Annotated in this window: 24 protein-coding genes; all 24 read left to right on the forward strand. The window is 41.6% G+C overall.

What is annotated here, in order from left to right:
• The first annotated feature begins 1 nt into the window (after nucleotide 1).
• The 24 genes from Ga0466249_RS10365 to spoIVA all read left to right on the forward strand — a co-directional run bounded on the left by Ga0466249_RS10365 (nucleotide 2) and on the right by spoIVA (nucleotide 26,861).
• Nucleotides 2-970, forward strand: a complete 969-nt coding sequence (locus tag Ga0466249_RS10365; RefSeq protein ID WP_215829379.1) for a hypothetical protein — start codon at nucleotides 2-4, stop codon at nucleotides 968-970.
• Nucleotides 971-997: 27 nt separating this feature from the next.
• Nucleotides 998-1,723, forward strand: a complete 726-nt coding sequence (locus tag Ga0466249_RS10370; protein WP_215829380.1) for a pseudouridine synthase — start codon at nucleotides 998-1,000, stop codon at nucleotides 1,721-1,723.
• A gap of 52 nt (nucleotides 1,724-1,775) precedes the next feature.
• A complete protein-coding gene (locus Ga0466249_RS10375; RefSeq protein ID WP_215829381.1) occupies nucleotides 1,776-3,020 on the forward strand; it encodes a BaiN/RdsA family NAD(P)/FAD-dependent oxidoreductase in 1,245 nt (414 codons plus the stop codon).
• 47 nt (nucleotides 3,021-3,067) lie between these two features.
• On the forward strand, nucleotides 3,068-3,574 hold the full coding sequence (locus Ga0466249_RS10380) for a hypothetical protein (RefSeq protein WP_215829382.1): 507 nt from the start codon (nucleotides 3,068-3,070) through the stop codon (nucleotides 3,572-3,574).
• 132 nt (nucleotides 3,575-3,706) lie between these two features.
• Nucleotides 3,707-5,005: a 3-phosphoshikimate 1-carboxyvinyltransferase gene (gene aroA / locus Ga0466249_RS10385; RefSeq protein WP_312889752.1), complete on the forward strand. Its 1,299-nt coding sequence runs from the start codon at nucleotides 3,707-3,709 to the stop codon at nucleotides 5,003-5,005.
• A gap of 12 nt (nucleotides 5,006-5,017) precedes the next feature.
• A complete protein-coding gene (gene cmk / locus Ga0466249_RS10390; RefSeq protein ID WP_215829383.1) occupies nucleotides 5,018-5,686 on the forward strand; it encodes a (d)CMP kinase in 669 nt (222 codons plus the stop codon).
• 8 nt (nucleotides 5,687-5,694) lie between these two features.
• Nucleotides 5,695-6,300: a lysophospholipid acyltransferase family protein gene (locus Ga0466249_RS10395; protein WP_215829384.1), complete on the forward strand. Its 606-nt coding sequence runs from the start codon at nucleotides 5,695-5,697 to the stop codon at nucleotides 6,298-6,300.
• Nucleotides 6,301-6,490: 190 nt separating this feature from the next.
• Nucleotides 6,491-8,314 (forward strand): carbon starvation CstA family protein, encoded by a 1,824-nt coding sequence (locus Ga0466249_RS10400; RefSeq protein WP_446686544.1) that lies wholly within the window; start codon nucleotides 6,491-6,493, stop codon nucleotides 8,312-8,314.
• Nucleotides 8,315-8,468: 154 nt separating this feature from the next.
• A complete protein-coding gene (locus Ga0466249_RS10405) occupies nucleotides 8,469-10,442 on the forward strand; it encodes a bifunctional 4-hydroxy-3-methylbut-2-enyl diphosphate reductase/30S ribosomal protein S1 (protein ID WP_215829386.1) in 1,974 nt (657 codons plus the stop codon).
• Between the two features lies 1 nt (nucleotide 10,443).
• Entirely contained in the window at nucleotides 10,444-11,499 is a 1,056-nt protein-coding gene (gene fni / locus Ga0466249_RS10410) for a type 2 isopentenyl-diphosphate Delta-isomerase (RefSeq protein WP_215829387.1), read from the forward strand.
• Between the two features lie 61 nt (nucleotides 11,500-11,560).
• A complete protein-coding gene (gene dcuS, locus Ga0466249_RS10415) occupies nucleotides 11,561-13,168 on the forward strand; it encodes a DcuS/MalK family sensor histidine kinase (protein WP_215829388.1) in 1,608 nt (535 codons plus the stop codon).
• A complete protein-coding gene (locus Ga0466249_RS10420) occupies nucleotides 13,165-13,851 on the forward strand; it encodes a response regulator (protein ID WP_215829389.1) in 687 nt (228 codons plus the stop codon). The genes dcuS and Ga0466249_RS10420 overlap by 4 nt, the downstream gene beginning before the upstream one ends.
• Before the next feature lie 167 nt (nucleotides 13,852-14,018).
• Nucleotides 14,019-15,338 carry a 2-hydroxycarboxylate transporter family protein gene (locus tag Ga0466249_RS10425; RefSeq protein WP_215829390.1) on the forward strand — a complete coding sequence of 440 codons (1,320 nt, stop codon included), beginning with the start codon at nucleotides 14,019-14,021 and terminating at the stop codon, nucleotides 15,336-15,338.
• A 41-nt stretch (nucleotides 15,339-15,379) separates the two neighbouring features.
• Nucleotides 15,380-15,685 (forward strand): citrate lyase acyl carrier protein, encoded by a 306-nt coding sequence (gene citD / locus Ga0466249_RS10430; RefSeq protein WP_312889753.1) that lies wholly within the window; start codon nucleotides 15,380-15,382, stop codon nucleotides 15,683-15,685.
• A gap of 12 nt (nucleotides 15,686-15,697) precedes the next feature.
• Complete coding sequence (locus tag Ga0466249_RS10435; RefSeq protein ID WP_215829391.1) at nucleotides 15,698-16,576, forward strand: HpcH/HpaI aldolase/citrate lyase family protein; 879 nt, start codon at nucleotides 15,698-15,700, stop codon at nucleotides 16,574-16,576.
• Nucleotides 16,573-18,114: a citrate lyase subunit alpha gene (gene citF / locus Ga0466249_RS10440; protein WP_215829392.1), complete on the forward strand. Its 1,542-nt coding sequence runs from the start codon at nucleotides 16,573-16,575 to the stop codon at nucleotides 18,112-18,114. Before Ga0466249_RS10435 ends, citF begins: the two co-directional genes overlap by 4 nt.
• 163 nt (nucleotides 18,115-18,277) lie before the next feature.
• Nucleotides 18,278-19,090: a DUF1614 domain-containing protein gene (locus tag Ga0466249_RS10445; RefSeq protein ID WP_246588621.1), complete on the forward strand. Its 813-nt coding sequence runs from the start codon at nucleotides 18,278-18,280 to the stop codon at nucleotides 19,088-19,090.
• Entirely contained in the window at nucleotides 19,083-20,222 is a 1,140-nt protein-coding gene (gene spoIIP, locus Ga0466249_RS10450) for a stage II sporulation protein P (protein WP_215829393.1), read from the forward strand. Before Ga0466249_RS10445 ends, spoIIP begins: the two co-directional genes overlap by 8 nt.
• Nucleotides 20,223-20,358: 136 nt before the next feature.
• Nucleotides 20,359-21,675 carry a DUF512 domain-containing protein gene (locus tag Ga0466249_RS10455; RefSeq protein ID WP_312889756.1) on the forward strand — a complete coding sequence of 439 codons (1,317 nt, stop codon included), beginning with the start codon at nucleotides 20,359-20,361 and terminating at the stop codon, nucleotides 21,673-21,675.
• A gap of 3 nt (nucleotides 21,676-21,678) precedes the next feature.
• A complete protein-coding gene (locus tag Ga0466249_RS10460; RefSeq protein WP_215829395.1) occupies nucleotides 21,679-22,179 on the forward strand; it encodes a cob(I)yrinic acid a,c-diamide adenosyltransferase in 501 nt (166 codons plus the stop codon).
• Nucleotides 22,176-23,498, forward strand: coding sequence for a ribosome biogenesis GTPase Der (gene der / locus Ga0466249_RS10465; protein ID WP_215829396.1), 1,323 nt, complete (start codon nucleotides 22,176-22,178; stop codon nucleotides 23,496-23,498). The genes Ga0466249_RS10460 and der overlap by 4 nt, the downstream gene beginning before the upstream one ends.
• 15 nt (nucleotides 23,499-23,513) lie before the next feature.
• A complete protein-coding gene (plsY, locus tag Ga0466249_RS10470; RefSeq protein WP_215829491.1) occupies nucleotides 23,514-24,128 on the forward strand; it encodes a glycerol-3-phosphate 1-O-acyltransferase PlsY in 615 nt (204 codons plus the stop codon).
• Entirely contained in the window at nucleotides 24,125-25,162 is a 1,038-nt protein-coding gene (locus Ga0466249_RS10475; RefSeq protein ID WP_312889754.1) for an NAD(P)H-dependent glycerol-3-phosphate dehydrogenase, read from the forward strand. The genes plsY and Ga0466249_RS10475 overlap by 4 nt, the downstream gene beginning before the upstream one ends.
• A 220-nt stretch (nucleotides 25,163-25,382) precedes the next feature.
• A complete protein-coding gene (gene spoIVA / locus Ga0466249_RS10480) occupies nucleotides 25,383-26,861 on the forward strand; it encodes a stage IV sporulation protein A (protein WP_215829397.1) in 1,479 nt (492 codons plus the stop codon).
• Nucleotides 26,862-26,888 lie beyond the last annotated feature (27 nt).

The raw sequence follows: 26,888 nt of genomic DNA on the forward strand, positions 1-26,888 counted from the left end.
TATGAGCATGCGATTTACCTGTATTGATGTCAATACGCCCTATTGTCCCTGTTTGCTTGCAGAAACGAATCACTGCGTTCTTTGTAGTCAGTTGCAAGGAGAAAAATTTTGTGACTGTAATTGGACGGGTCTGTGCATACTAAATGAAAAAAAATGGCAGTCAAAGACGAATATAACGGAAGACATGATTTTTCGTCAGGAAGTAGAAAGCAGAATTATTGCCAAGGAGCCGATTAGTGAACATACTTATCTCATGCGTCTAGAAGTAAACGGTGATTTAGCAAAAAAACTACAGAAACTTGGTTCTTTTGTATTTTTGCGACGACTAGAAGATCCGGCATTTTTTCATTTTCCTGTGGGGGTTATGGAAATAGAAGATACTGAGATTACTGTTGTGATTGAAGCCTCAGGGCCAAAATCAACGCGCTTAGTAGAAGATAAAATGGAAAAAATTTTGGTTCGCGGCCCTTATTTTAACGGCATTTTCGGTCAGCCGTGGATTGACGAGATTTCTTGTGGTACAATACTAGTAATAGCAGGTGGGCTGGGTCAGTCGCCTGCATGGCCGATTATTAAAACTTTACGGACCCATAACAATCAAGTAGTTGCTATTTTGGCACCTGGTCATGTCGGTAAAATATTTGTTGGTCATGAATTTCAAGAATTAGGGGTGACAGTGAAGGAAGTTGCTTCGTTACGCAGTGAGGGGCTGCCTCTGATTGCAGATTGGTTTCTTAGTGAGACGCTGCGGCCTGATTTGGTCGTGAGTGCAGGTCCTGATGCTCAGCATAAGGCAATTATTCATATGATGGAGCGAACGGATGTGAATATTCCCATGGCAGCGACGAATAATGCTGCTATGTGCTGTGGTGAAGGCATTTGCGGCAGTTGTGAAAGAATGACAAAAGATAATAAAAAAATACGCACCTGTAAAGTTCAGACTGATTTTATCCATTTTATTGATGAATGACAGAATGACTTGCAGATAGGAGTAGTTATGGCAGAACGTTTGCAAAAAGTAATTAGTCAAGCTGGTGTGACGTCACGAAGGGATGCTGAAAAGATTATTACTGCGGGCCGAGTGAAGGTGAATGGTAAGACCGTCTCTGAGCTTGGTACGAAAGTTGAGCTAGAAGATGTAATCAAAATCGATGGCAAAGCGATTAATCGTGAGAAATTAGTCTATGTCTTGCTCAATAAACCTAAAGGGGTGGTGACGACACTCAAAGATCCCGAAGGACGTGAAACAGTAGCTTCTTTAGTGAAAGATATCTCTGAACGTATTTATCCTGTGGGACGGTTGGATTATCATACGGAAGGATTGTTGCTGATTACAAATGACGGCAACTTGACACAGGCCATTACGCATCCGAGGCATCATATTCCCAAGGTATACGAAGTGAAGGTACTGGGATTGCCGAGTGATGAACAATTGGATAAACTTCGTCAGGGGATAAAACTTGAAGATGGTCTTACACAGCCAGCGAAGGTCATTCTTTTAAACAGGGATCAAGTCAAAAATGTATCTGAGCTGGAAGTGACGATTTTTGAAGGAAAAAATCGTCAAATCCGTCGTATGTTTGAAGCTATTGGTCATCCTGTACGCGATTTAAAGCGGACAAAATTAGCATTTTTAACCTTAGTAGGTGTGAAGCGCGGAGCGTATCGCTTGCTTACGGCTGATGAGGTAAGAAGGTTAAAATCTTTGATTCAGCAAGTTTAAGGCGGCGGGCTCAATGTGGCCCGCTTTTCTTATATATCAGGAGGTTTTATATTTGAAAAAAATAGTTGTGATTGGCGGGGGGGCCGCTGGTCTGATGGCAGCCATTAGTGCAGCAGATCACGGTGGACAAGTTGTTTTGGTGGAAAAAATGGCGTCTATTGGTAGAAAATTGGCTATTACGGGTAAGGGACGCTGTAATATTACCAATAGTTGTGACGTAAAGACGATGATTGAGCATATTCCAGGGAATGGCTCTTTTTTGTATGGCGCGTTTTATGCCTTTTCTAATGAAGACATGATTCGTTTTGTGGAAAGTCTGGACGTACCAACAAAAGTTGAGCGTGGGGGACGTGTATTTCCTGTCTCAGATGAGGCAAAGGATGTTGTACAGGCGTTTTATTGTGCTTTACTGGAACGTAAGGTTAAGCTCATGACGAATTACAGAGTACAATCTATTGTTACGGAAGAGAGTCAAGTGAAGGCCGTAACAACCAATCACGGGGATGTGTTGGCTGATGCCGTTATTCTTGCAACAGGTGGAGCTTCTTATCCTGGCACAGGGTCTTCTGGTGATGGTTATGAAATGGCACGTAGCTTGGGACATACTATAGTAGAACTTAAGCCGTCACTCATTCCATTTGAAACCGATGAAGAATGGATCGGTGATCTACAAGGCTTGTCACTCAAAAATGTTCGGGCAACACTTATTGTAAACGGCAAAAAAATTGCTGAAGAATTTGGAGAAATGCTTTTTACTCATTTCGGTCTTTCTGGTCCTATTATTTTATCGTTAAGTCATGCTGCCGGAAAATGGCTTGATGTCAAGCAAAAGGTGACGGCGGAAGTTATTGTGGAAATTAATTTAAAACCTGCATTGACAGCTGAAGTGCTTGATAAACGGTTACAACGTGATTTTGAAAAGTTTTCGCGCAAACAACTCAAAAATGCATTGGGAGAGTTATTACCAGCAAAAATTATTCCGATCATAATTGATCTTTCTTATATTGACGGCGATAAATTTGTTCATCAATTGACAAAGGAAGAAAGACTGCGGTTGTTGGATCAAATCATGCACTTCACCTTAAATGTGAAGGGGACCCGGCCATTAGCTGAAGCTATTGTAACGGCAGGCGGGGTGGCAACGCGTGAAATTGATCCTAAAACCATGCAATCGAAGTTCATTTCTGGTCTGTTTTTTGCGGGCGAAGTCATTGATATTGATGGTTTTACAGGTGGCTACAATTTACAGGCAGCTTTTTCCACTGGATTCGTGGCGGGAAGGGCATCCGTAGAATAATCAAGGCTTTTTTTCGTGCATAATAACAGCCAAGAGGAGCTGTTATTATGTACTCAGACAATAAATTAGAAAAATATTTGTTTAAATTTACACTAATCTGTATTAGTGTGCTTATTGGTACACAACTGCTGATGTTTCAGGACACTTTTCGGCATTCATTTTCTCAACTGGATTATGTTGAAGGAACTTCTATCATTACTCAGGAGAATGTTAGTGCAGAACCGTCTTGGGTTGAAGTTGCTCAAAGTCGGCTTGCAGCGGTTTCTTTATTCATGAATCACCGGAAAAGTAAATCACTTGTTTTATGCATGATCGAGCCCCAAAATAGTGATGACATTTGGGTCATGGTAAATGGCGCAAAAATAGCAAATTTTCATGACGGTGAAGTAAGCTTTCTGGTGTATGAGGGCGATTATGTAGAAATTGACTGTAGCAGCTTACATAAAATAGCAAGATTTATTGTTAAGGTTCCTCATGACGATCTAATGACTCCGACGAATGGCATGACTTTTGATGGAGTAGGTAGCATTATTGCTGTAGGTAAGGTAAAATGAATTCATAAAAAAGGAAATTGACATTTTCATAGAGAATTCAGTGAATACTTAATAATTTAACCTGACTTCGTTGTTCTTCTGAAATTTCATTGTTTTAATAGCGCAGATGTTGTAATCCTATGAGGAGGAAATATGATGGAACAATATCAGGTGAAAGCAGCCAAGGGGCTTCAAGGAGTCATTGATGTGCCTGGAGATAAATCAATTTCTCACCGAGCCATTATGTTGTCATGTCTTGCAAATGAGCCTGTAGTCATTAAAAATTTTTTGTTTTCTAAAAATTGTCTTTCTACTATCGAGTGTTTTCGAAAATTAGGTATTGTCATTTCTTATTCAAAAGATTCAGGTACTGTATGGGTGGCTGGTAATGGTTTAAATGGACTTCAAGAGCCGGATGATATTTTAGAGGCGGGAAATTCAGGAACAACGATAAAATTAATGACGGGAATTTTGGCTTGTCAAGATTTTTTTAGTGTCATTACAGGTGCTAATGACATTAGACAACAGCCTGTCCCTCAGATTATTGATCCTCTAACCAAGATGGGGGCAAAACTTTATTGTCGTGCTAAAAATAGAAAAATTCCCATTGCTGTTTTGCCAGTGTCTCAGCTAAGAGGGGCCGATTTTATAACCGATGTGGACAGCGCACAAGTAAAATCAACTATTTTACTTGCTGGTTTATATGCTTTAGGTCCGACCCGTGTTACGGAGCTTCATCGTTCCCGTGATCATACAGAACGCATGCTAGAATCATTCGGTGTAGATATCGCTGTTAATGGTTTAACCGTTACCCTTTATCCGCCTGAAAAATTAATAGCTCCAGCGGAAATTTTTGTTCCTGGTGATATTAGTTCAGCTGCTTATTGGATTGTTGCCGCATCCATTATTCCCAACAGTTGTATTACACTTACAAATGTGGGAATTAATTCGACACGGACAGGCGTGATTGACGTTCTTCGCCAAATGGGGGCAAGAATTGAAATGAAAAATCAGCGCTTTTTTGGTCACGAAGAAGTGGCTGATATTACAGTATCTACTGCACCGCTTCATAGCGTTGTGATTCAAAAAGAACAAATTTCACAACTTATTGATGAAATTCCGGTTTTAGTTGTAGCTGCTTTATTTGCTGAAGGGACAACGTGTATTGATGGGGTTTATGAATTGCATGTTAAGGATCCCGATCGTTTATCAACTGTTGCAGGTGAGCTGACGAAATTGGGTGCAAAACTGATCGTAAATGAAGATAGCTTTATCATAGAGGGACCTCAGCAACTCGTATATGCTGTTTGTGATTCGAGGTATGATCATCGTATAGCTATGGCTATGGCTATTGCGGGATTGGCTAGCAAGGGAACGAAAATTCATGAAGCGGAATGTGTGCAAAACGCTTATCCGCTATTTTTTAATCATTTAGAAAAGTTATCTGTATAAGGGGTATTGAACATGAAACGATTGACGATTGCTATTGACGGCCCGGCGGGAGCAGGGAAAAGTACTGTTGCGAAAACGGTTGCGAGTCTACTTAACTATATCTATATTGATACAGGTGCTATGTATCGTGCTATTGCCTGGGAAGCACGAAAGAAAAACCTTGATTCTCGGGATGAAACGGCTTTAACAGCTGTTGCTCGTACTATTCAGATTGAACTTAAAAATGGGGGAGAAGGCTTGATAATATTTGCCAATGGGCAGGATGTTACACAACCCATTCGTTCGCCTGAAGTTACAGCTTTTGTTGCGAGTGTGGCCAAGGTGCCTGGTGTTCGCAAGGCACTGCTTGGTTTACAGCGCCAAATGGCTGTGAGTGGCGGTGTTGTTATGGATGGACGCGATATTGGTACAACTGTTCTTCCTCGGGCTGATGTGAAAATATTTCTTACGGCAACAGTGGAAGAACGTGCGAGTCGCAGGCACAAGGAACTGTTAACCAAAGGATATTCAGTGGAACTAGCTACACTAAAGCAGGAAATTGAGGAGCGGGACAGACTCGATTCTGAACGTGATTGTGCGCCGCTTATTCAGGCAACCGATGCTATTTTGGTGGATACGTCTGATTTGACAATTGAACAAGTTGTGCAGGACATTCTTACTATTTGCCGGAGGAAAGGGTAGAGTATCTTATGGGGATATTTTATGAATGTTTAAGGGCCATCTTTTCCGCCATTTTTTCCGTCTTTTTTCGTTACCGTGTAACAGGAAAGGAAAATTTACCGAAGCAGGGCGGTTATATTATTGCAGCCAATCATTTAAGTTTGTGGGATCCGCCGCTTGTGGCCACGCCGATTCCCGCCCATTTGCATTATATGGCTAAGCAGGAACTATTCCAAATTCCTGTTTTCTCAGCCATCATTCGTGGTCTTGGCACTTTCCCGGTTAAACGCGCCACAGCAGACAGACTAGCCATTCGCACGGCAATTAATTTGCTAAAAGCGGGTGAAGTTGTCGGTATTTTCCCGGAAGGTACACGGAGTAAAAATGGAAAATTGCAGAAACCTGAAGCTGGTTTAGAACTTATCGCAAGTAAGGCAGGTGTGCCTGTCATTCCTGTTGCAATTATGGGTACAAACTTACTGTTTCGTAACGGAAACATTTTTCCGCGGTTTGAAGTGCATTTTGGCAAAGCCATTTATCCGTCTGATAAGAATTCAGGGCCTGATCATATTAATCTTACTGCACAAGTGATGCAGTCTATTCAAAACATGCTGGACTTTTTTCACCGGCCGTAACATAAAGTAAAGGAGAACAATCAATTGATTGTTCTCCTTTACTTTATGTTACATGATAACAAAAACTACGTGTTGATATATTTTGAATATTAAGGTATTATATAAATATGAATAATTTGAAATTTAATCAAAAGGAGGAAAGGGCAATCTTATTTAACAATAAGAATGTGAGGTGGAAATTTTGAATTCAGTGATGTTATTAGTCGTCTCATTATGTGCCTTTATCTTGGCATATCGCTATTATTCAGCGTTTGTGGCAACAAAAGTGTTGATGTTGAATGACAAAAACATTACTCCAGCTTACCGTTGTAATGACGGTAGAGAATTTGTCCCGACAAATAAATATGTTTTGTTTGGTCATCATTTTGCAGCTATTGCTGGCGCGGGGCCGCTCATTGGGCCTGTGCTTGCCGCGCAGTATGGGTGGGGACCTGGTTTTATGTGGATTATGCTTGGTTCCATTTTTGCTGGTGGTATTCATGATTTCATTACTCTATTTGCTTCAACTCGGCATAATGGGCAATCACTTGCGGTTATTGCTCGTCGTGAAGTAGGGCCCATTACAGGCGTAGCTACTTCACTTGCAATTTTCTTTATTATTATTGTTGCACTGGCAGGTCTGGCTATCGTTGTTGTAAATGCTCTATTTAAGAATCCCTGGGGCGTTTATACGATTTTTATGACCATACCGATTGCCATTGTTATCGGTCTTTATATGTTTAAGGTTTCTCCAGGAGCTATTCGTTCTGCTTCTATTGTGGGATTTTTGCTTGTAATTGGTGCGGTTGTTACAGGTAGCTGGATTCCTGGCAGTGCTGTAGCTGATTATTTTACTTTTACTAAGGATCAGTTATCGGTTATTTTACCTTCTTATGGTTTTGTAGCAGCAGTACTTCCTGTTTGGTTACTGCTTGCTCCACGTGACTATTTGAGTTCTTATATGAAAATAGGTACAGTCGCTTTGTTAGCACTTGGTATTTTGATTGTTCAACCCGTCATGCAAATGGGGGTTACGACGAAATTTATGGATGGCGGTGGACCCATTATTCCTGGGCCGTGGTGGCCCTATGTATTTATTACGATTGCTTGCGGTGCTATTTCTGGCTTCCATTCACTCATTAGTTCAGGCACAACGCCTAAAATGATTGAGAAGGAATCGCAATCACGGTTTATCGCTTATGGCGGAATGCTTACAGAAGGATTTGTGGCTGTTATGGCCTTGATTTCGGCTGTTGTTCTTGCGCCTGGCGATTATTTTGCCATCAATACGCCTGCAGCTGTTTTTGCTAACTTAGGTATACCCCCTGTTGAACTTTCCCGCTTGTCGGAACTTGTGGGCATGGATGTGGCACATCGTCCTGGTGGTGCCGTATCACTTGCAGTGGGGATGGCTCATGTATTTTCAAGTATTGGTGGAATGAGTCACTTAATGAACTATTGGTATCAGTTTGCCATTATGTTTGAAGCCCTCTTTATCTTGACAACCATTGATGCCGGTACGCGTGTTGCTCGCTATATTTTGCAAGATATGCTTGGACATTATGCTTCACCAAAACTGGGTGAAACAAGTTGGTGGCCAGGAATCTTAGTAACAAGCGGTTTTGTAAGCTTTTTCTGGGGTTATCTTCTCTATAGTGGTGATGTAGCAACTATTTGGCCGCTGTTTGGTGTGGCCAATCAGTTGTTGTCTCTTGTAACACTGTCTTTAGGTACGACGATTATCTTAAAAATTGGGACTAAAAAAGCCTATGCCTGGATTACGGCAGCACCGCTAGCGTTTTTAACCGTTACTGTTGTGTGGGCTGGAATCCTGAATATTGAGACTTATAGTAAAACGGGTAAAACTCTGAATGAAATAATCAGTATCGTACTGATTATTCTTGTCGGTATTACACTGATTGATTCCTTACGTAAATGGGCTGAACTTTTAAAGACGGATCATCCAATTGGGATGAATACGGAAGTGGAACCTGTTTGCCAATTTGGCGATACGCCGCCAAATATTCCAAGTTAATTAATTGGTTATGTCAAAAAGTCTTGAGAGGAGCCGCGAGGCTCCTTTTGTTTTTTTCTTATAAATATTTCATCTTAATAACAGAAAAGATTGAAAGATTTTAGTAAAAGGACTTATAATAGAAAGGTATGTTGATTTAATTGCAGGAGGAATTATGAAAATTATTGTAGCACAGCATTGTGGCTTTTGCTATGGTGTGAAACGAGCTGTTGAAATGGTTGAGCAGGCCATTGGAACAGCTCAGAATATTTGTACACTTGGACCAATTATTCATAATCCGCAAGTTGTTGAAAAATTTTGTAATCAAGGGATTGGCGTGGCTGATGATCTTGCCGAAGTTTCCGAAGGCATTGTCATTATTCGTTCCCATGGCGTAGGGCCTGATATTTACAAAGAAGCAAAAAATAAACAGCTACAGATTATGGATGCTACTTGTCCACATGTAAAAAAAGCTCAACAGCAGGCAGCAGATTTTTATCATGCTGGTTATCAAGTGGTGATTATTGGTGAAAGAAATCATCCCGAAGTGCAAAGTATTGCCGCCTGGACCCAAGATACTGCACTAATTTTCGAAAGTGCTGTTGAAATTAGAGAAGCAATATTGCCAAATTTTGAAAAAGTGGGGATTGTCAGTCAAACTACTTTTTCTGCTGCAAGCTTTGAAGAGATGTTAGATGTACTGAAAGAAAGATATCCTTCGGCTATCGTCAACCGTACAATTTGTACAGCTACGGATCAGCGTCAAAGTGCGGCTATTCAGACGGCGCAGCAAGTGGAACGGATGATTGTTATTGGCGGGAAAAATAGTGCCAATACACGACGATTAGCTGATGTGTGCCAAGAGATTAATGAACTTGTTTATCATATCGAGACAGCTCAGGAATTAAGACCCGAGTGGTTTAAAGGTGTGAAGAGTATTGGAATTACAGCCGGAGCTTCAACTCCGGATTGGATTATAGAGGAGGTAGTTTATAAGGTGGAAGAGATGGAACAATTGGTTAACGAACAAAGTATGAAGCTTGAAGTAGAATCGGTGATTCCAGGAAAAGTGGTTGCTGTTCACAAAGATGAAGTGTTTGTGGATATTGGTTATAAAGCAGAAGGCGTTATTACTCGTCCGGATTTGGCTTTTCCGACTGTGGAGGATGCCCATGAAGTGGTAAAGATTGGCGATATGATTCAAGTGTATGTTGTTGCTCTTGATAATGATGACGTTCCTGTGAAACTCTCTAAATTGTTGGCTGACAGACAAATCGCATGGTCACAGCTTGTCCTTGCTGCTAGTCAAAGAACACCTGTAGAAGTTAAGGTAATTGAAGTGATAAAAGGCGGATTGGCTGCAGTATTTTCAGGTGTTCGCGTGTTTATTCCTGCATCACAAGTAGGTATGCATTTTGTAGAGGATTTGTCATCTTATGTAGGACAAACTTTACAGGTTGTGCCGATTGAGATTGATGAAGAAAAAAACAAGGCTGTTCTTTCGAGAAGATTGATTTTGCAGGAAGAAAGGCGTAAAAAAGAAGAAGAAGTGTATAGTCAACTTGTCGTGGGTTCGACCATTAATGGGACGGTGAGTCGGTTGGCAACATTTGGGGCCTTTGTCGATGTCGGTGGTGTCGATGGGTTAGTACACATATCGGATCTTTCTTGGGAAAGAGTAGCATCGCCAGAAGAAGTCGTAGCTGTTGGTGATGCTGTATCTGTCATGGTTATGAAGGTTGATAAGGCTGCTAAGCGAATCGCCCTTAGCCTTAAGCAAGTTCAGAAGGATCCTTGGTACGACAAGGTGGCTGAGTTTGTTCCTGGTAAAATTGTTGAAGGTACTGTAACAAAAATTACGGCTTTTGGGGCCTTTGTTGCCATCGGCAATGGTGTGGAAGGGCTTGTCCATTTATCAGAGCTTGCTGAGCAGCGTGTTGCTAAAGTGGAAGATGTTGTAAGTAAGGGACAAACTGTGAAAGTGAAGATTTTGAGTGTTGAGGAAGACACAAAGAAAATTGCTCTGAGTATCAAGGCGGCTCAAGCTGAAATAGAACGCAAAGAATTTCAACATTATTTAGGCAATGAAAATGGTCTCCATGTAACTCTGGGTGATAAATTTAAAGACCTACTTAAAGGGTTAAAATAGTATGTCTCGCCAGTCTCGTAAACTTGATCATATTCACTATACTTTAGAATTGACAGACGGTCCTACAAAAGCTGGCTTTGATGATCTTACGTTGATTCATAATGCCTTGCCTGAAATGGATTATCAAGCAATTGATCTTTGCGTTCCCTTCTTGGGATATCATCTAACCCATCCTGTTGTCATCAATGCGATGACAGGCGGCAGCGAAGATGTGACAGTAGTTAATGCTAATTTGGCTAAACTTGCAGCTGCTACGCATAGTGCTATGGCAGTAGGTTCTGTATTTTCCGCTCTTGAACGGCAAGCGTATCGTGAATCTTATCAGGTTATTCGCAAAATGAATCCACAGGGAATTATTTTTGCCAATTTAGGTGCTCATGCAACTTGCGGGCAAGCTCGCCAGGCAGTGGAACTTATTCAGGCCAATGCACTTCAAATCCATCTCAATCCGGCGCAAGAGATGATGATGGCTGAAGGAGATCGTACGTTTTGCGGTTATTTGCGTAACATTGAAAAAATTGTTACTGCCCTTGATGTTCCTGTTATTGTAAAAGAAGTTGGCACAGGCATGGCCCGTGAACAAGCTCGGCTACTCAGTAAGACAGGAATCCAGGGCATTGATGTTAGTGGCACGGGTGGTACAAATTTTATTGCGATTGAAGCGGCTCGTTCCAAACAGCAACCTGATGAAGAACTACTTTCATGGGGAATACCGACAGTGATTAGTGCCATTGAGGTTCAATCAGTTTTGCCTGACAACCTTGATTTGATGATTTCTGGTGGTGTACGGACGCCACTTGATGCAGTAAAATCCTTCGTTATTGGGGCGCAAGTGGTTGGGATGGCGGCTCCTTGGCTACGCGCTGTTACTGCTTATGATATGCAGGCAGTGATTGAACAGTTTCAATTTTTTTTAAATGCAATAAAAAAATATATGCTTCTTGTGGGGGCAACGAATTGTAGTCAGTTACATAAAAAACCCGTAGTTATTACGGGACGAACGCGTGAATGGCTCACTGAACGTAATATTTCTACTACTTTATTTGCAAATCGATAAAAGCATGGCTCATGAGCCATGCTTTTAGTATAGCTTGCAAGGGGGATTAAGAGCTTCTTTTATGAAAAAATATCATTCGCCTTTAAAATTACAAACCAAAATTATCTTGTTAGTTTGCGGTGTTGTTGCACTGTCTTTGTTGGTTACGAATATTTTGATCACACGCAGTATTGAGACAAATATTCGTGTTTCCTCGGGCGAGAGGGCTATGGATATTTCCCACATTGTGGCTCATGCACCCATTGTTATGGATGGGTTATTGACGGGAAAAGACGATGCGGCCATTCAATCTTACGCAGAAATGATTCGTAGCAGTGCCAATGTAGAATTTGTTGTTGTTTTTGATATGCAAGGTATGCGTAAATCTCATCCTGATGATACGCTGATTGGTCAGCATATTATGGGGGGCGATGAAGTTCAGGCCTTGCATGGTATGGAATATGTATCTTCTGCCACAGGTACACGTGGTATTTCCTTAAGAGCTTTTACGCCTGTTTTTGCAGGTGATGGTCACCAGATTGGTGCTGTCGTTGTAGGAATTTTACTTGATGATGTCGAAAGATCTGTCGGAGAAAGTCGTCGCATTATTTATTTTGCAACGATTTTGGGTTTGATTACAGGAACTGGATTTGCATTGTTATTATCAAAAAATATCAAAAAAACATTATTTGGTTTAGAGCCCTTTGCCATTGCCAAACTGGTGGAAGAGCGTAGCGCCATGTTGCAATCGGTGCGCGAAGGCGTCTTGGCAGTCGATCAAAATGGTATCGTAACCATTGCCAATGCTGAGACACTGAGAATTTTGGAAAGCTCCGGTATTTTGAGTAATCCAACAGGAAAGTTTGTTGATGATTGTATTCCTCATTCGCGCTTAATCGAAGTGCTTGCAAGTGGAAAGTCAGAATTGGACCAAGAACAAGACATGAATGGCGTCAATATCCTAACTAACCGGTTTCCTATTATTGTAAATAATGAAATCGTCGGTGCTATTGCAACTTTTCGTGATATGACGGAGATGCGTCAACTGGCGGAAGAATTGACGGGTGTGAGCAGTTACGTCGAAGCGTTGCGTTCTCAGGCTCATGAATTTATGAACAAGCTACATGTTATTTTGGGACTTGTGCGGCTACAAATGTATGAACAGCTTGCTGGTTATATTAATGAATTAGCCAATGCCCAAGAAGCGGAGATTCAGTTCGTTGGTCATTGTATTCGTGACCCTGTATTAGGGGGTTTTTTACTTAGTAAATTTAGTAGAGCCCGTGAAATGAAAATAAATATGGTACTCGCGAAAGATAGTTTTTTGCCTGAACCGGCCCATTCTGAGATGAGTCATGGACTTGTCACAATTGTGGGAAATCTTATTGACAATGCCTTTGATGCGGTAAAAGATCAAGTAATTAAACGTGTGGATTTATCGTTCGTTTATCAGGACCATTTATTAGTGATTGATGTCGTTGATAGCGGACCGGGTATTGATCAAGATATCAGTCAACAGATCTTTTTAAAAGGCTATTCAACAAAGGCGGAAAATCGTGGTTTTGGCTTGTTTTTGGTTAGGCGTGCTGTTGAAGAATTAAATGGTCAAATAAAATTATGTACCCATTCAGGGGAAGAAACACATTTTACAGTAAGCCTTCCTTACTATTGCAAGGGGGAGTTAGATTGATCCAGGTACTCATTGTGGAAGACGATCCCATGGTTGCCGAATTAAATAAGCGCTATTTGTCGCAAGTAGAGGGTTTTTGTTTAGCAGGTATCGCCGGAAATGGTGCTGAAGCTTTGACGTTTTTAGAAAATAATGTTGTAGATTTAATTTTATTGGATTTGTATATGCCTAATATTGATGGTATGAAATTATTGAATTCTGTTCGCTCAGCTTGTCATGAAGTGGATGTCATTATGGTTACGGCCGCTCGTGACACTCGCAGTATCCAACAGGCATTGCGCCAAGGGGTAGTGGATTATTTAATTAAACCGTTTGAATTTGAGAGATTTAGTGCAGCTCTCTCCGATTATAAAGAGCGTACACGTTTAATTGACGAAAGTGAAGTACTGGACCAAGTTGAAATTGATCGGCAAATTTTAGCGAAAAGTGAACGAGCTCAGGGGGAGTTACCGAAAGGGTTGGACCGAGAAACATTAGCTTTGATTTTTGAACATATTAAACAAAGTGCTGCTCCTTTTTCAACGGAAGAAATGGCGCAACAAGTCGGTGTATCGCGCGTATCACTAAGAAAATATCTGAAATTTTTGGCGAGTATTGGTATTTTAGAAGGAAAGTTGACTTATCGCGCCGTAGGGCGTCCGATTCATTTATATAAATATACGTTGAAGGAACTTGCTTTTTAAAAACCTCATTTTTAAGTATCTCCTAGATAGAAGAGTATTCTATTTAGGAGATTTTTTTGACTTACTTTAATTACATAATGTTTTTATAACTTTCGATAAATTGGCATTATTCATATAAGATCTTATAATTTTAGTAAGATTTAAAATAAATTGTAGGAGGAAAAATCATGAAAACAGAGCACTCCGATGTTTCACAGTCATCATTTAGTTTGGAACAATTAAAATCGTTGAAGGTAGGCCCGATTCCACTTCCCTTGTATTTAGTGTTGGCTGCTATTATTTATGCCGCTTCAGTGTATGGAAAACTTCCGGCTGATATGATTGGTGGTATTGCCATCTTGATGATCATGGGTATATTATTAGGCGATATTGGTCTGCGGGTACCCATTTTAAAAGATATTGGCGGTCCAGCAATTTTATCTATTTTTATTCCATCTATTATGGTTTTTTATCATTTATTAAATGATAGTTCATTGAAAGCCATGACGGCTTTTATGAAAGGGTCTAATTTCTTATATTTTTATATCGCCTGCTTAATTACAGGCAGTATTTTAGGTATGCTGCGCGTTATTTTGATTCAAGGGTTTTTACGAATGTTTATTCCCTTATTGGTTGGTTCGGCTGCTTGTGTCGTTGTTGGTACGGGTGTGGGAGCGTTACTCGGATTAGGAATAGAACATTCGTTTTTTTACGTCATTATGCCGATTTTATCAGGTGGTCTAGGCGAGGGAATTTTGCCTCTCTCTGTTGCTTATTCTGAAATTTTAAATTTGCCTTATGAGAATTTTATTCCCCAATTGGTTCCGGCAGCCATGCTTGGCAATGTAACAGCGATTATGCTGTCAGGTGCTTTACGCAAATTAGGTGAGAAGAAACCAGAGTTAACTGGCAACGGTTTACTTGTAAAAACAGGTGATGACACTGCCATGCGTTCGGCACAAAACACAGAAAAATCTGTTGACCTTTTACTTATGGGTTCTGGTCTATTAATTGCCTGTAGTTTTTATGTTTTCGGTCAGCTATTAAGTAAATTTATTCCTATTCCGGCTCCGATTATTATGATTTTTTCTGCTGCAATTGTGAAAGCCTTGGGGATTATGCCTGCTCGTATGGAACAAGGTGCTTATCAGATGTATCGTTTTGTCGCATCTAATTTGACTTGGGCTCTTCTTGTGGGTGTAGGCGTTTTGTATACTCCTTGGAAAGACGTTATTGCTGTCGTTAATCCCGCTTATATAATTACTGTGGTGATGACAGTTATTTCGATGGTTGCTTCTGGTTTTTATGTGGGTAAATTCATGAATATGTATCCGGTGGAATCAGCTATTGTCACGGCTTGTCATAGTGGACTCGGTGGAACAGGCGATGTTGCTATTCTTTCAGCGTCCAATCGTATGGAATTAATGCCTTTCGCCCAGGTGTCAACAAGGCTAGGCGGAGGATGTATGGTTGTTCTTGGAGCTATTTTGATGCGGCTTGTTAGCTAGTGATGTCATGAGATGAAAGATAAAGAAAGGATGATAGAACAGTGAGTCAAATGCTTACAGCAACTCAGTCTGGAACATTAGAATCAAATGATATTATGATTACTCTTGCGCCAAATTTCAAAGGCAGCGGAATTAAGCTTGAACTCGAAAGTGTTGTGCTTGCTCAATATGGTGAAGTTTTACGTCAAGTAATTTTGGATACTGTGACTAGTCAAGGCGTTACAGACGTTCTGATTAAGGCAGTCGATCGTGGAGCATTAGATTGTACGGTGCGTGCGCGCGTGCTAGTAGCTTTGGAACGGGCAGGTGTAAAAATTCGTTCACTTGCTGAGAAAACTTCGAACTAAGGGGATGTTGTCATGGATTTAAGAAGAACCATGTTGTTCATGCCAGGTAATAATCCGGGAATGCTGCAAAATGGCGGTGTTCTTGGTGCGGATTCAGTCATACTGGATTTAGAAGATGCTGTTTCACCACAAGAGAAAGATGCCGCTCGTTTTCTAGTTAGTCAGGCCTTGCGATTTGTAGATTATAGGGGCAGTGAACGCGTCGTTCGAATTAATTCACTCGATACCTTTGCTGCTCAGGATATTGAGGCCATTGTACCTTGTCAACCTGATGCGCTAATGGTTCCAAAAGTGCAATGTGCTGAAGAAATACATGAAGTAGAACAACTTATTGCTAAAACGGAATTTCCTGGACAAAGGCCCGTAAAAATCATTGCTTTAATTGAAACACCGCGTGGAATTGCCGAGTGCTATCCCATTGCTAGAGCAAGTAAGCGTTTGGTTGCCTTGGCTTTTGGTGCCGAAGATTACACAGCCACTTTGGGGGCAGAGCGGACCAAAGAAGGCCTGGAAATTGTGACGGCACGTTCGCTGCTTGTTAATGCGGCAGCAGCGGCGGCTATCCAATCCATTGATACACCTTTTACTGATGTCAATGATTTTGAAGGCCTTGCTCGTGATACGGCTTTTGCCAAACAAATTGGTTTCAAAGGTAAGTTAACGATTAATCCACGGCAGATTGATGTCATTCACGAACGCTTTAATCCCCGTCAGGACGAAATCGTCTGGGCGCAGCAAGTGATTGCAGCCATTGAACAAGCGAAAATACAAGGTTCAGGAGTTATTGCTCTGAATGGAAAAATGATTGACGCTCCTATTGTGAGTCGTGCTGAGCGTACTATTCAATTAGCCCGCAGGGTCGGACTTCTTACTGAGGGGAGAGAACAATGAAAAATTTATTAGGCCGTGAAATACCAGAATTTGCTGATGGTTATGGGAAAATTACGCCGTTTAATGGGGCCTTTTCTCATCAACCATCTATTACTAGGCAATCAACCAGGTTGAAAACCATTAAACCTCGTCAAAGCAAGCTACTCACAAATATTGAAGCAGTGTTTGATAAAGTTCCGATTCAAGATGGTATGACCTTATCTTTTCATCATCACTTGCGCAATGGCGATGGCCTCGTCAATCAGGTTTTAGCCATTGCCGAAAAGCGGGGAATGAAAGGATTAAAAATTGCCCTGAGTTCTATTTTTCCTGTTCATGCCCCAATTGTGGATTACATCAAACAAGGAATTGTTACTTCTTTGGACACAAACTATATTTCCGGTCCTGTTGCCGAAGCTGTGTCCTGTGGCATATTGGATACACCCGTTATTTTACGCACTCATGGTGGAAGAGCGCGTGCTATTGAATATGGTCAATTAAAAATTGATGTTGCGTTTATTGCGGCTCCCGCTGCTGACGATTATGGCAATATGAATGGTATCATGGGGCCTGCTGCCTGCGGCTCCTTGGGTTATGCCTTTCCTGATGCTGAATATGCCGACAATGTTGTGGCAGTAACAGATTATCTTGTTGACTATCCTTTGTCTCCTGTGTCGATTCCTCAGACTCGTGTCGACTATGTTGTAAAAGTGGCGAGCGTAGGTGATCCAACAGGCATTGTTTCTGGAACAACGCGGATTACGAAAGATCCGGTGGGATTGAAGATTGCGGCAACTGCAGCCAAGGTAATTGAAGCTGTTGGCATGATCAAAGAGGGTTTTTCTTTTCAGACCGGTGCTGGCGGTGCATCCTTAGCTACGGCTCATTTTGTTCGGCAAATGATGGAAAAGGCCGGTGTAACAGGGAGTTTTGCATTAGGCGGAATTACGGGATATATGGTAGAAATGTTGGAGCAGGGACTGTTTAAAAAAATTCTCGATGTGCAAGGCTTTGATTTAGATGCCATTCATTCTATTGCAACCAATCCGAATCATCTGGAAATTAGTGCCGGTTTCTATGCCAGCCCTTTTAATAATGGCTGTGCCGTGAATAAGCTGGATTGTGTTGTTTTGGGTGCAACGGAAATTGATACGTCTTTTAACGTCAATGTCGTCACAGGTTCAGATGGCATGATTATGGGCGGTTCAGGCGGGCATAGTGATGCCGCTGCCGGAGCGAATCTGACAATTATTGTAGCTAATTTACTTCGCGGACGGTTATCGACCATTGTCGATCGTGTGACAACGGCGGCTACACCTGGGGAGACTATTGATGTATTAGTTACGGAACGAGGCATTGCCGTCAATCCTCGTCGGCAAGAGCTGAAAGCTTGTTTAATTAAAGCCGGTCTTCCTATTAGGGAAATCAATGAATTAAAGGAAGTAGCTGAAAAAATTTCCGGTACGCCTAAGCCAATTAAAACAGGTGACAAGATTGTGGCCCTAGTTGAATATCGCGATGGTACGATGATCGATGTAGTTCATCAAATAAGGCATTAAGAATTTTATTCAATCATGGTATGTAAACAAGCCGTTGGAGATTCATCCAAGGGCTTGTTTTTTTTGTTATGCGTGCTAAATGGTTTCCTTTCGTATAGTTTTTTTATGACCGGAAAAGCTATCAATAATGGACTAGGATATTTAAAAACATAAGGGGTGGAGAATGATGGGGATGCCAATTGGCATGATTCTGTTGCTTATTGTGGGGGTTTTAATCTACTTTGGTTTGGCTCAACGCATTTTAGATAGAATGCGCCTTACAGACAAACAGGCATTACTATTTATTGCAGCCATGATTGCTGGTAGTTTTGTAGATTTTACAATCATGAGAACGCCTGTTGAGGTAAGTGTCAATGTGGGGGGGGCTTTACTGCCTGCTTTGCTTTGCCTGTGGCTTATTGTGAAGGCCGATGAAACTGGCGAACGTGTTCGGGCCATTCTTGCCGCACTGCTTGTGGCTGCTACGGTTACGCTAGGGGCGAATTATTTGCCAAGTGAACCGGAAACAATGTATCTCGATCCAAAACTAATCTATGGAATTGCCGCCGGCTTGATTGCCTATGCTGCGGGTCGTTCGCGCCGAAGCGCCTTTATTGGTGGTGTGCTTGGTATTATTTTGAGCGATATTTTGCATATGGTTAATTTAGTACGCAGTGGGTTAGCTGGTACAACCGCCATGGGAGGTGCTGGGGCTTTTGATGTGACGATCATCGCCGGTCTGGTGGGTGTAATGGTTGCTGAACTGATTGGTGAAACACGAGAAAAAATCCAAGGTGGGCCAGTTCTTGGCAGCCATCGTCCAGAGGGACTCTATGAATTTAGCAAAGAACTGTCACTGAAAGACAAACTAAAAAAACAAGAATCAGAGCACCTTACACATGATCAGTTAGAATCAGTAGAAAAGACTGAGAAGGATGTGGAAACAAAAAAAGACAATATGATTCGTTTTCCTGCCGGAGGTGATAAAGATGAATAAAAGGATTGTCTTTTTGGTTATTTGCTTACTTGTGTTCAGCACTTCCTGTGCTCAAGCTGCTGCGGAAGGTACGACCTGTTTTAATATGTTTGATGAGCAAGGCCAGCTTGTTTATCAAACGGGTTGGAAAGTAGGTGTGGGTGATCAGTTTTTAACGGCTGATAATAAACGCTATGAGGTGATGTCCATCACAGGCACAACAGTGCAGGCAAAATATTTGGAAACGATGAATTTAGCTGAGGCCTTTCCTGGGCATGCATCCATTTGGGCCTGGCTTCAGCCGAGCATCGTTCATGCTGCACAAGGTGGAAAAGTCGCCATTTATCATACTCATTCTGATGAATCCTATGTACCAACAGATGGCAAAGACAGTATTTATGGTGCTGGCGGTGTTTACAAGGTAGGCGATGCCTTTGCTCAGGCTCTACAAGCTGACGGAATGGAAGTTATTCATTCTGATGCACGCCATGATCCTCATGATGATATGGCTTATGAACGCTCCCGACGTACTGTCATTGATTTGTTAAAACAACAGCCAGATGCCGTATTTGATGTTCATCGTGATTCTGCACCGCCGGAAGTGTATAAAGCAACGATCGATGGTCAAGATGTTTCAAAAGTGCAACTTGTTGTTGGAAAATATGGTCCTACAGGTAAACAAATTGAAGATTATGCGCTACAGTTGAAATCAGTGGCTGATAATCAGCATCCAGGCTTGGTGAAGGGCATCTTTTTTGCCAAAGGCGGCGATTATAATCAAGATCTTCATCCTCGTTCCATGTTGGTAGAAGTGGGGTCGCAGGCTAATGACAGACCATCAGCAGAGCATGGTATTGCTTTATTCGCCGATGTTTTGCCGACAGTCCTTGGTAAAAGCGGCGCAAACGGCGTGAGTGGTGCCTCAGGCATGGGGACGGCGACAACAGGCATGTCAGGTTCCATGAAATCGATGGGTATCCTGATTGGGTTACTTGTTATGGGCGTTGTGGCTTTTCTGTTTATTAGCACAGGGAGCTTAAAAGAAGCGGGCGGCAAGCTGAAACAATTTACAACAACGGAGTTTACTAACCTCTTTGCGTCAAAATCAGACAGGGACAAGGATAAGAACAAGGAAAATAAAAATGGTGAATAACTAGCAAAAATATGGTATAATCGATGCGGGTATTCATCATAGTTCATAAAAAAGAGTGATGTTTTGTTCATCACTCTTTTCGTTTAGAATAAATATGCAGGAAAACTCTTCATAATGAGGAATGTTTTTTCAGGGAGTGAGAAAGTTGGCATTAAAAGCAGTTGTGGCCCAAGTGCAACAGGGGAGTATTGCTGAAGAGCTTGAGTTGGTGAGCGGTGATATTATTCTTAAAGTGAATGGTGAAGTTGTACAAGATATTATTGATTTAAGTTTTGCTCTCGCTGATGAAACAGTTACGCTGGATGTTGCCAAAAAGTCAGGCGAAATAGTTACCTTTGAGGTTGAAAAAGACTTTGATGAAACTTTAGGCATTGAATTTGAAAACGCTGTTTTTGATCAAGTGCGTTCTTGTGCGAATCAATGCATTTTCTGTTTCGTTGATCAAATGCCTCTTGGCATGCGTGAGAGTTTATATGTAAAAGATGATGATTATCGCTTGTCTTTTTTATATGGCAATTTTATTACGCTATCAAACTTGGGAACGAAAGATCATGATCGTATTCGTCGGCTTCATTTATCACCCCTTTATGTATCGATTCATACGACAAATGGCGCTCTGAGGGCGCAAATGTTAAACAATAAAAAGTCGGCTCATATTATGGAACAGCTTCAGGAACTGATTGCTTGTGGTGTTGATTTCCATGGGCAAATTGTTTTATGTCCTACATTTAATGATGGTGAGCAGCTCGAAAAAACCTTTGAAGATATTTACCGTTTGGTGCCTGCGGCGCTTTCTCTTGCGATTGTACCTGTGGGGCTAACAAAACATCGCGGTCATTGTTTTGATCTAAAGGGATTTGCCCCTATGGATTGTGCTGAAATTATTGATCAAGTGACTGTGTGGCAGCAGCGTTGTCGCAGTGAGCAAGGTAAAACCTTTGTTTATTTGGCTGATGAATTTTATGTTGCTGCAGGGCGCTCTTTGCCGCCTGCGGAGGAATATGATGGTTTTCCGCAACTGGAAAATGGCATTGGTCTTGTTCGTTGTTTTATCGATGAGTGGCAACAATGCCCAGTAAGTTCAGCGGGGTATACTGAGTCTATCCATCTTGATGTTGTTTGCGGTGTGTCATCAGCCAAGATTATTGCTCCCCTTGTAGCTAAATTAGTTGTTAAAAACCTTCATGTGCGGGTTGTGCCTGTTGAAAATACTTTTTTTGGTACACATATTACTGTCACCGGTTTATTAACTGGTCAGGATATTATCAATCAGCTTCAAAAATTAGACGGGCCGCGTGATGGCATTATTTTGCCTGGCATCGCTTTGCGCAAGGGTGAAAATGTTTTTCTTGATAATACTACGCCTACTGAGGTAGGCCAGAAGCTTGCCGTGAAGGTTCAAACGGCAGACTTTGCTAAAGACTTAGTTAGCTTATTACTTAACTGGAGGTAACCCATGAATGAATGTGGACTCATTCAGGTTTATACAGGAAATGGCAAAGGCAAGACTACAGCCAGTTTGGGCTTAATGCTCCGCGCTGTTGGACAAGGCTTCATGTCCAGTATGGTTCAGTTTATGAAAGATGAAGCAAGTTACGGTGAAACGGCTGTACATAAAATTTTACCGAATTTTGAAATTATTCCAGCTGGTCGTCCGGGTTTTGTGAATTTAAAAGATCCTGACCCCGTGGATAAAGAATTAGCTCAGCAAGGTTGGCTGCTTGCGAAAGAAAAGATTTCCTCAGGTCACTACGATCTTGTTATTCTAGATGAAATCAATCTTGCATTGGCTTTCGGATTGCTTTCGACAGTTGAAGTGGTAAACTTTTTAAAAAATAAAAATAGTTACTGTGAAGTGGTGCTTACTGGGCGCTATGCGCCGCAAGAAGTAGTGTCAATCGCTGATCTTGTGACAGAAATGAAAGACTTAAAAGAGTTGAAAGGTGATGGAATATGAGTAAACCCATTGTCGCAATTGTTGGTCGACCGAATGTGGGCAAGTCAACCCTATTTAATCGAATCGCGAAAAAACGTGTGGCCATTGTAGATGATTTTCCGGGCGTGACGCGTGACCGTTTGTATATGGATGCTGAATGGATTAGTCGTGAATTTACTATGATTGATACAGGTGGTATTGAGTTGGAAGGTCAGGATGTGATTGCAACAAATATTCGTATTCAGGCGCAGCTTGCTATTAATGAAGCCGATGTTATTTTGTTTATGGTCGATGCCAAGACAGGCATTACACAGGCTGATGAGGAGGTGGCTTCTATCCTCAGACGGGCGAAAAAACCAGTTGTAGTTGCTGTGAATAAGGTTGATAGTCCGAAAGACAGTCAGGGACTTTATGAATTTTATAATTTGGGTTTAGGCGATCCCATTGGCATTTCCGCGACAAATGCATTAAATACAGGTGATTTGCTTGACGCTATTGTTGAAGCTTTTCCAGAAGAAAAAGAGAATGACACAGAAGACGATGAAATCAAGGTGGCCTTTATTGGCCGTCCTAATGTAGGAAAATCTTCCATGGTTAATGCCGTTTTGGGTGAAGAGCGTGTTATTGTGAGTGATATTCCGGGGACAACACGTGATGCCATTGATACGCATTTTGTGAAAGACAGTCAAAAATATGTTCTCATTGACACGGCAGGCATGAGAAGAAAAGCCAAGGTAGATATTCCTGTAGAGAGATATAGCGTGATGCGTTCCCTCCGGGCTGTGGATCGTTGTGACGTTGTTCTGATGGTCATTGATGCTGTAGATGGCATTACAGATCAAGATAAAAAAATTGCCGGCTATGCTCATGAAGCTGGCAAAGGCATAGCCATTGTCGTTAATAAATGGGATCTTGTTGATAAAGATGATAAAACGACGTTGCGCTTTACAGACAATCTTCGAGCTGAATTGGCCTTTATGCAGTATGCTCCTATCCTGTTTATTTCAGCCTTAACAAAGCAGCGTGTACAGCGTATAACGGAAATTGTCAAATATGTGGCTGAACAGCATAATATGCGCGTTTCGACAAGCGTACTCAATCAAGTCATTGAAGATGCCGTTAATATTAGTCCGCCGCCTGTTGATAAAGGTCGTCGTTTAAAAATTTACTATACAACGCAGGTGAGTATTAAGCCGCCGACTTTTATATTCTTTGTCAATGAACCGGAAATTGTCCATTTTTCTTATCGGCGTTATTTGGAAAATAAATTAAGAGAAGCCTTTGGTTTTGAAGGAACACCACTGCATTTAATTATGCGGGGTAAAAAACAAGACGATTAAGAAGGGGATTTGATGATGTTCTATGCTCTCGTTGCTTTCCTTAGCTATCTTATCGGGTCTATCCCCAATGGATTAATTATTGGGAAGAATTTTTGTGGTGTTGATATTCGCCAGTTTGGCAGTAAAAATATTGGTGCTACCAATGCTTTTCGCGTACTCGGTGTGAAGCCGGCTATTGCCGTACTCATTACGGATGCTTTGAAGGGCATCGTGGGTGTCTATCTAGGCAGTTACCTTGTGGGAACAGCACAGGCTGAGCTTGTTGGTGGAATTTTTGCTATTGTGGGTCATAATTGGCCTATTTTCTTAAAGTTTAAAGGCGGGCGTGGTGTGGCTACGGGACTGGGTGTCATTGCTATTTTAGTACCTAAAGTGACGCTTATTGTTTTTGCCGTGTGGCTTGTCGTTGTGCTTATTACGCGGTATGTGTCGCTTGCTTCTATTACAGCTGCTTTTTTGGTACCGGTTAGCATGTGGTTGTTCAATACACAATGGGAATTTTTCTGTTTTGGCATTGTCGCCGCCTTGTTTGTTATTTTCCGTCATAAACCCAATATTGAGCGTCTTCTTAAAGGGAAAGAATTAAAAATTAAAGCAGGCAGTAAAAAAGACCTAATGAAAAAGGAGTGAGCCTGTTGAATATTGCTGTTATTGGCGCTGGTAGTTGGGGAACGGCTTTGTCCAAACTGCTAAGCGAAAAATATTCGTCTGTGACGCTTTGGGCTCGTAGTGCAGAATTTGTTCAGCAGTTATGTGAGACAAGAGAAAACAAAACCTATCTTCCTGGCATTTTTTTACCAAAGCGTCTCATTATTACAGATCAAATCAAGGAAGCCGTAAGTTCGGCTGATGTCATTTTTTTTGTGACACCTTCCCATATACTTCGTACTTTGGCAAAGAAGGCCGCTCCTTTTGTGCGGAAACAGGCCTTACTTGTTTCCGCCGCCAAAGGATTTGAGCTTAGTACATATAAACGCATGTCAGAAATATTAGCGGAAGAATTTCCACAGCATCATGACAAGATTGCGGCTCTGTCAGGCCCTAATCATGCGGAGGAAGTGGGACTCAATTATCCGGCTACAACCGTTATTGCTTCACCCCATCGTGCGATAGCGGAACAGATTCAGGATCTCTTAATGACCTGTTATTTTCGGGCCTATACCAATCCAGATATGATTGGGGTTGAATTAGGGGGAGCCCTGAAAAATATTATTGCCCTTGGCGCAGGCATTGCTGAAGGATTAGGTTTTGGCGACAATACCAAATCCGCATTGATGACACGGGGACTTACTGAAATTGCGCGACTCGGTGTGACACTAGGAGCTAACGCGTTTACGTTCTCTGGGTTGAGCGGTGTGGGTGACCTTATTGCTACTTGCACAAGCAAGCATAGCCGTAATCGTCGCGCGGGTCTGCTCATTGCAACCGGAAAGACAGCCCATGATATTCAGCAGAACAGTAAAATGGTTGTGGAAGGAATTCGCGCGACGCAAGCGGCTTATGAACTTTCCCAGCGTTATCATATTGAAATGCCGATTACAGAGCAGATTTACGCCGTCCTTTATCAAAATAAGAACTCCCGAGAAGCCGTGCTTGAGCTAATGACGCGTGGCAAAACACATGAATTAGAAGAAGTGGTACAACAAGAGTTGTTGTGGAAATAATCATGAAGGCTACAGTGAAATGGAATGATCACTGTAGTCTTTTTTTGTCATAAAACTCGTGGCCTGTCATATATTTGTAAGGATTAATTTGGATTTTATTGTATGTGTAGGACTATTCCTCTCGACGGGAGAGTACATATTAAGGGAGGGATCAGCGGTTTAAAAAAATTAGCTTGATTATGAGAATATAAATGTAAGTGACGGGAGGGAGATAAAAAGCATGGAAAGATTTGATTTGTTCCGCGATATTGCCGAACGTACTGGCGGCGATATTTATTTAGGGGTAGTCGGTCCGGTACGCACAGGAAAATCCACTTTTATTAAACGTTTTATGGAAAATATGGTGTTGCCGAATATTACGGACCCCTATGATAAAGAACGTGCCAAGGATGAGTTGCCGCAAAGCGCTGCTGGCAAAACGATTATGACGACAGAACCAAAATTTATTCCCAATGAAGCCGTAGAAATTACAATTAAAGATAATGTCAATGTTCGCGTCAGATTAGTCGACTGTGTAGGATATACGGTTGATGGGGCACTGGGCTATGAGGAGCAGGACGGGCCGCGCATGGTTTTGACGCCTTGGTTTGATGAAGAAGTTCCTTTCCAAGAGGCTGCTGAAGTGGGTACAAAAAAAGTCATTGCTGAGCATTCGACAATTGGTCTTGTTGTGACAACCGATGGCAGTGTTACAGAGATTTCGCGCGAAAAATATGTTCCGGCTGAAGAACGTGTTGTAAGTGAACTCAAAGAATTAGGCAAACCTTTTCTTGTGCTGTTTAATACAAATAAGCCAAATGCCAAGGAAACGCGTGAACTTGTCGCGAAGCTGGAAGGAAAATATGATGTACCTGTCATTCCTGTTAATTGTGCCGAGCTAACAAATGATGATATTTATGGGATCCTGCAAGAAGTATTGTACGAATTCCCTGTGAAAGAAGTCAATATTTCGTTGCCGAAATGGGTGGAAGAGCTTGAAAGTGATCACTGGCTGCGCACTAAATTTGATGGTGCTGTGCAGGAGGTTGTACAGTACATAAAAAGATTGCGTGATATTGATCGGGCCATTGATGATCTTTCGGGGTATGATTTTGTGGCCGATGTTATTTTGCATGATATGGATTTAGGCAGTGGTATTGCTGTGATTGAAATGACTGCTCGGCCAGATTTGTTTTATTCTGTTCTGGAAGAACTTACAGGATTCACTATTGCCGGGGAGCATCATTTGTTAAGGCTAATGAAAGATTTGTCTGTTGCCAAACGGGAATATGATAAGGTAGCTAGTGCGCTAGAAGAAGTGCGTCAAACAGGTTATGGAATTGTGACTCCTCAGCTTGATGAAATGGTTCTAGAAGAACCTGAAATCATTCGCACAGGTAACCGCTTTGGTGTCAAATTAAGGGCGTCTGCGCCGTCACTGCATATTATTAAGACAGATGTGCAAGCCGAAATTTCACCCATTATTGGCACGGAAAAACAAAGTGAGGAACTTATTCAATACTTGATGCGTGAATTTGAAGGAGAACCGGAAAAAATTTGGCGAACTAATTTATTTGGAAAGTCCTTAAATGCTCTTGTTCGTGAAGGCATTCAAAATAAATTGACAGGCATGCCGGAAAATGCTCAAGTCAAATTAAGAGAGACATTACAAAAAATAGTCAACGATGGCAGTGGCGGTTTAATATGCATTATTTTTTAAAGAAAGAAAGTCAGTCTGAAGGGACTG

It is taken from the genome of Pelorhabdus rhamnosifermentans (assembly GCF_018835585.1).
Lineage (GTDB): Bacteria > Bacillota > Negativicutes > UMGS1260 > UMGS1260 > Pelorhabdus > Pelorhabdus rhamnosifermentans.

Coding starts and splice junctions, on each gene's coding strand:
- Ga0466249_RS10365 (WP_215829379.1), top strand. CDS start 2: ATGAGCATGCGATTTACCTGTATTGATGTCAATACGCCCTATTGTCCC.
- spoIVA (WP_215829397.1), top strand. CDS start 25,383: ATGGAAAGATTTGATTTGTTCCGCGATATTGCCGAACGTACTGGCGGC.
- Ga0466249_RS10395 (WP_215829384.1), top strand. CDS start 5,695: ATGGGGATATTTTATGAATGTTTAAGGGCCATCTTTTCCGCCATTTTT.
- Ga0466249_RS10435 (WP_215829391.1), top strand. CDS start 15,698: ATGGATTTAAGAAGAACCATGTTGTTCATGCCAGGTAATAATCCGGGA.
- Ga0466249_RS10370 (WP_215829380.1), top strand. CDS start 998: ATGGCAGAACGTTTGCAAAAAGTAATTAGTCAAGCTGGTGTGACGTCA.
- fni (WP_215829387.1), top strand. CDS start 10,444: ATGTCTCGCCAGTCTCGTAAACTTGATCATATTCACTATACTTTAGAA.
- Ga0466249_RS10445 (WP_246588621.1), top strand. CDS start 18,278: ATGATGGGGATGCCAATTGGCATGATTCTGTTGCTTATTGTGGGGGTT.
- spoIIP (WP_215829393.1), top strand. CDS start 19,083: ATGAATAAAAGGATTGTCTTTTTGGTTATTTGCTTACTTGTGTTCAGC.
- dcuS (WP_215829388.1), top strand. CDS start 11,561: ATGAAAAAATATCATTCGCCTTTAAAATTACAAACCAAAATTATCTTG.
- Ga0466249_RS10425 (WP_215829390.1), top strand. CDS start 14,019: ATGAAAACAGAGCACTCCGATGTTTCACAGTCATCATTTAGTTTGGAA.
- cmk (WP_215829383.1), top strand. CDS start 5,018: ATGAAACGATTGACGATTGCTATTGACGGCCCGGCGGGAGCAGGGAAA.
- aroA (WP_312889752.1), top strand. CDS start 3,707: ATGATGGAACAATATCAGGTGAAAGCAGCCAAGGGGCTTCAAGGAGTC.
- plsY (WP_215829491.1), top strand. CDS start 23,514: ATGTTCTATGCTCTCGTTGCTTTCCTTAGCTATCTTATCGGGTCTATC.
- Ga0466249_RS10405 (WP_215829386.1), top strand. CDS start 8,469: ATGAAAATTATTGTAGCACAGCATTGTGGCTTTTGCTATGGTGTGAAA.
- Ga0466249_RS10380 (WP_215829382.1), top strand. CDS start 3,068: ATGTACTCAGACAATAAATTAGAAAAATATTTGTTTAAATTTACACTA.
- Ga0466249_RS10460 (WP_215829395.1), top strand. CDS start 21,679: ATGAATGAATGTGGACTCATTCAGGTTTATACAGGAAATGGCAAAGGC.
- citF (WP_215829392.1), top strand. CDS start 16,573: ATGAAAAATTTATTAGGCCGTGAAATACCAGAATTTGCTGATGGTTAT.
- der (WP_215829396.1), top strand. CDS start 22,176: ATGAGTAAACCCATTGTCGCAATTGTTGGTCGACCGAATGTGGGCAAG.